Below are 4,301 nucleotides of genomic sequence, written 5' to 3' on the forward strand. Positions count from 1 at the left end.
GTGGGCTATAACGACGTAGTGAAAAATATATTCTCCTAATGAAAGTAAGGAGTACTATGTTTTTAGACTAATTTTGAGGGAGGGAATCGATCCTTTCTCAAAATCAATCTGACTTAATCTATCATATTTATATAAAGAATAAATTACAATGCAAGGTTACTGAGGATAGGGTAGTGTTAGATTGGTGCTCATGATGTCTCTTATTAAGAGGTACCCATGCTCTTGTAAAATAATAAAAAATTATTTTTCCCTGTCGATTTTACCTCATATAAAGCTTCGTCAGCCAGTTTAATTAAAGCATACAAATCATCTCCATGTTGTGGATAAAGGCTTATGCCAATGCTGGCAGTAATCGAGATCTCATGGGTTTTTATTGTTATTGCTTTTGCTATGGAAGTTAGAATTTTGTTTGCTACATTAATCACCTGTTCTATATTGGACAGCTCAGTGAGTGCGATTATAAATTCATCCCCACCTTGTCGCGCAATAATGTCCGTTTCGCGTAAAGAGGACTTTAATCTCTTTCCTATTTCAATGAGTAATTTATCCCCGATATCATGTCCCAAGCTGTCATTTACTTCTTTAAAAGAATCCAAGTCTAAAAACATGATGGCAATTTGTTTTTGGTGGCGTTTTGCATAAGTCAGTGCGTGTTCAAAAGAAATATCTAATTGTTTCCTATTTACCAATCCTGTTAAAACATCATGATAGGCAATGTATTTTAGTTCTTGTTCTGCCTTTTTTTGAGCATCAATATTTTGAATTTGGGTAATCATATAAAGCGGTTGATTTTCAGAGTTACGGATTAAAGAGCAACTGAATAAAATCCATATGATGCTCTTGTTTTTATGAACGTAGCGTTTTTCCAGATGATAGGATTTTATGGTTCCTTCCAATAATTGTTGCACTGCATATAAATCGAGATTTAAATCCTCAGGATAGGTGATGGCCTGAATGTTAGTGCTCAATAGTTCTTTTTCAGAGTATCCTAGAAGTTGGCAAAGCGCTTCATTCACTTTTAACCATTCACCTTCTAATGAAACTAACGCCATAGCAATCGCAGAAGAGTCAAACGCCGAGCGAAAACGTAACTCACTTTCTTCCAAAGTGGCATTCGTTTTTACCAATTGATTAATTAAATCTAAGTTTTCATAACGCAATTTAAAATTGTTGTTAAGAAAACCATATCCCATCCAAGAGACTGTGAGTATAAAGCAAAAATAAATCAATAAGGCGCTTCCCAACAGTAAATAAGTCGATGTATCTTGATAAAATAGCCAGAAACTCAAGGGAAGAATGGTTAGCATAAAAAACAAGAGGCTTGCGATTCTATTGGGTTGAAGAATGTGCAATCCACCTGATGCAACACCGATAACAATCGAGATAATCAGCATTTGATGGAGCAAATCGTTATGAGGGATAAGTACTGAACCTGCAATGCCCCATAGGGCACCGTAAGTAATCGTTATACCGATTAAAATTCTTAAATAATACGTAGACTTAATGGGGTGAGAACGATTAAAGATAAATAGTAATGCATTTAAAATAAAGGCAGTTATTGAAGTTATAAACCAGATGAGAAGATATTTTTGATTTGCCCTGTCATATAGGCCGATAAAGGTTATTAATGAGCATAAAAAATTGGCAGGGATGCTTAACAACAAGTTTTGGTTTAAGAGTGTCAAATAATCAATAAACAATTGCTCAGCATGCTTTTTTTCTAGTGTTATTGAGTTACTGGGCATTGGACTCTCATCATGAAGTGAGTTTGATGCATCACAAGGAGGTTTCTTTTTCTATTGCCTAGTTCTTGTAGCAGTGGTGTGATGTCTATATTACTCATAACCAATCCCTTTTATTTGCTAATAAATAATTCTTCGGGCTTTTGCATCAACCATGAAAACAATGGCGATAAAAAGTTCTGGAATTAATACTATAGAATGATTATTCTTACTGTTCAAGAACGATCATTCTTACCTAATATGTCTGATGAAATATTAAGCCTTAAAGAGCAAGCTGAAGATTTAAGCATGCATCTTTTTTGGCAACAAGGCTATTTTAATACTTCAATTGATGAGCTGGTTAAAGTAAGTGGTTTAAGTCGGGCCGCGATCTATAAACATTTTGGAGGGAAAGAAAGTCTATTTGTGATGATGCTTAAGCGTTATCGCGAATACCTTACTAGACATTTCTTTGTCCCCTTACAAAGCGGACAGGGGATTGAAGCTATCTTTGCTTTCTTTGATCAGTTTATTGAGCTCAGTAAACAGGGAAAATTGCAGCATGGCTGTTTCTTTATTGCTACGGCTTCTGAAATACCTTCTCACCAAAACGCTATAAAAGCTGTGATTAATGCCTTTCTGGAGGAATTAAGCTCTTTATTTTGCCGAGCACTAGATTATGGAAAAGAGCACAATCAGCTAAGCCAATCATTGGACAGTGAAGCAGTAAGTTCATTTTTAGTGGCTAATGTTTTTGGACTTTTTACCTTGGCTCGCGCTGTAAACAATACCGATTGGTTAAGTAATCAAGTCACTATGATTAAACAATTTCTTGGCGCTTATCAAATGTCCTTTTAAACCGAGCCATTTTGCATTTAAAAATAAACTTACTTGGATTTTATTTTGCAGTAAATCTTCATTTATGGGGTTCCCGCTCTATTGAACCACATTTTATTATGTTCTCCTAAATCCAGTAAAAACAATGTTAGCTATCAATTCATGCCACTGCATTGATCATTCTAATTCTTAGGTATGTGTTATTCATAGATAGATTTCAAAGAGTACAAGCCTCTTCTTGCACCATAACAGTTTCTTTTTTACGACATGCATCCATTAAAAACTGGATAAGGTCTCTGAGCCCCCCTGTAAGAAGCGAAAAATTGGCATCAAATTGTTCTTGGTTATTATCCAGTTTACCCTTGTCTTTGAACGCCTCGTCGAGGTAATCAAGACATTTTAATCGTTTTAGCAGGAGGTTATTGGTTAGAACAAATTGAACTCTCTCTTGCCAAATGAGTTCAATAGAGGAAACTGTATATCCCTGGTCAAGTAAAGCAGTTAATTCCTCGATGTTTTCTTCTATATCCTTACATGTGTAGTAGCTTTTGTCATCTCCGGAGGTAACAAGCACTTAGCTTTTTGCAAGCATTAGACCTTCTGGAAAAGAAGTAGGCTGATGCAGCCAACGAGCAAACAAAGTGCTTAAATCAGAATTAGGCATTAGTGGTGCGGCATCGAGTGAACCCAGAGCTTTAGTCAAAAGGGTAATGACTTCAGAGGCTTTAGTGGGGTTGGCGCTGTTGATGAACAGCCATTGTTTGTTCGTATCGATATAAAACCAATCCTTTTTTTGTACGCTAAAGGCTTTAGGTAATAAGTCAAACTCAATTTCTTCTTTGAGTTGTAGGATTTCAGCTCGCCGCATTGGCCGATTATGATTTAATTCAAATGCATTATTTTTTTCTTCAAGCACTGCCTGAATAATGCTGCTGGGTAAGAGGCGTACCTCTTTAGCCGCAACCAAAAGGTGGTAGCCATACAAGCTGTGTACTCTTCCTTCTTTTCTCCAGTTTGTTTGTCTTTCCAAGTTTCACTGGTTGCTAAAGAAAGTGTTGCAATCGCATTGCCCTCGGTTGTTTGCCGCACCTCGGGTGCATTGCCCACATTACCTAATAAAATGACTTTGTTGATACCCAGAGCCATCATTACCTCCCCAATTTATTGGCCGTTAATGGCATCTTTTAATTTTGTTCCCGTCTTAAAGCTCACCACTTTACTGGCAGCAATCTCGATGGGTTGTCCTATAGATGGGTTTCGTCCGGTGCGAGCAGGGCGCTCTTTCACCGATAAACTGGCAAACCCTGGCAATACAATGGAATCGCCCTTGGCAAGTAACTCAGTGAGGCAGCTAATCACTGCATTTAAGGCGGTTTCTGAGTCAGTTTTACTGAGTCCGGATGTGTTGCTGATAGCAGCAATTAATTATTTTTTATTCATAGGATGTTCCTTTTAATAGCACTCGGTGCTTCGTTTCGATATGGATTCGATTAATTTGGCGCAATAATCGGGTAGAAATCAGGACACTTTTCTAACGTCTAATTTAGATGAACAAAAAATGATCCGTATCAATTTTAAAGGTATTGATTTGTATATTGCCATACACTTTTAATAGGAAGGAAATAGTAGCAATCAGTTTATAAAGTAGTTAAAGAACGACTGCTCGATGAAAAGTCATAGACCAGTTAACGTATCGTTTTCAAATTGAAAAATTTAGGGCGTATAAGTTTCGATATGGCCTAG

At 36.8% G+C, this 4,301-nt stretch carries 3 protein-coding genes and 2 pseudogenes; 2 read left to right on the forward strand and 3 right to left on the reverse strand.

Features of this window, described 5'->3' with window-relative positions:
* Positions 1–203: 203 nt before the first annotated feature.
* Positions 204–1,745: a GGDEF domain-containing protein gene (locus EKG34_RS18020; protein ID WP_080619735.1), complete on the reverse strand. Its 1,542-nt coding sequence runs from the start codon at positions 1,743–1,745 to the stop codon at positions 204–206.
* Positions 1,746–1,940: 195 nt separating this feature from the next.
* Between EKG34_RS18020 and EKG34_RS18025 the strand changes: the two genes are divergently transcribed.
* Entirely contained in the window at positions 1,941–2,579 is a 639-nt protein-coding gene (locus tag EKG34_RS18025) for a TetR/AcrR family transcriptional regulator (RefSeq protein WP_080619736.1), read from the forward strand.
* Between the two features lie 196 nt (positions 2,580–2,775).
* Here the strand turns inward: EKG34_RS18025 and rdgC are convergent.
* Both rdgC and ssb read right to left on the reverse strand, forming a co-directional pair.
* Positions 2,776–3,588: pseudogene (rdgC, locus tag EKG34_RS18780) on the reverse strand (recombination-associated protein RdgC).
* Positions 3,555–3,704 (reverse strand): annotated as a pseudogene (ssb, locus tag EKG34_RS18785) (single-stranded DNA-binding protein); the annotation flags it as partial. The pseudogenes rdgC and ssb, both read right to left, overlap by 34 nt.
* Positions 3,705–3,732: 28 nt before the next feature.
* Between ssb and EKG34_RS19080 the strand changes: the two are divergent.
* A complete protein-coding gene (locus tag EKG34_RS19080; protein WP_423202636.1) occupies positions 3,733–4,014 on the forward strand; it encodes a hypothetical protein in 282 nt (93 codons plus the stop codon).
* The last annotated feature ends 287 nt before the right edge of the window (positions 4,015–4,301 follow it).

Source organism: Legionella longbeachae (assembly GCF_004283175.1).
In the GTDB taxonomy this organism is placed as follows: domain Bacteria; phylum Pseudomonadota; class Gammaproteobacteria; order Legionellales; family Legionellaceae; genus Legionella; species Legionella longbeachae.

Excerpts from the sequence above, each read along its gene's own strand:
- EKG34_RS19080 (WP_423202636.1), top strand. The coding sequence starts at position 3,733 with ATGGCATCTTTTAATTTTGTTCCCGTCTTAAAGCTCACCACTTTACTG.
- EKG34_RS18025 (WP_080619736.1), top strand. The coding sequence starts at position 1,941 with ATGATTATTCTTACTGTTCAAGAACGATCATTCTTACCTAATATGTCT.
- EKG34_RS18020 (WP_080619735.1), bottom strand. The coding sequence starts at position 1,745 with ATGCCCAGTAACTCAATAACACTAGAAAAAAAGCATGCTGAGCAATTG.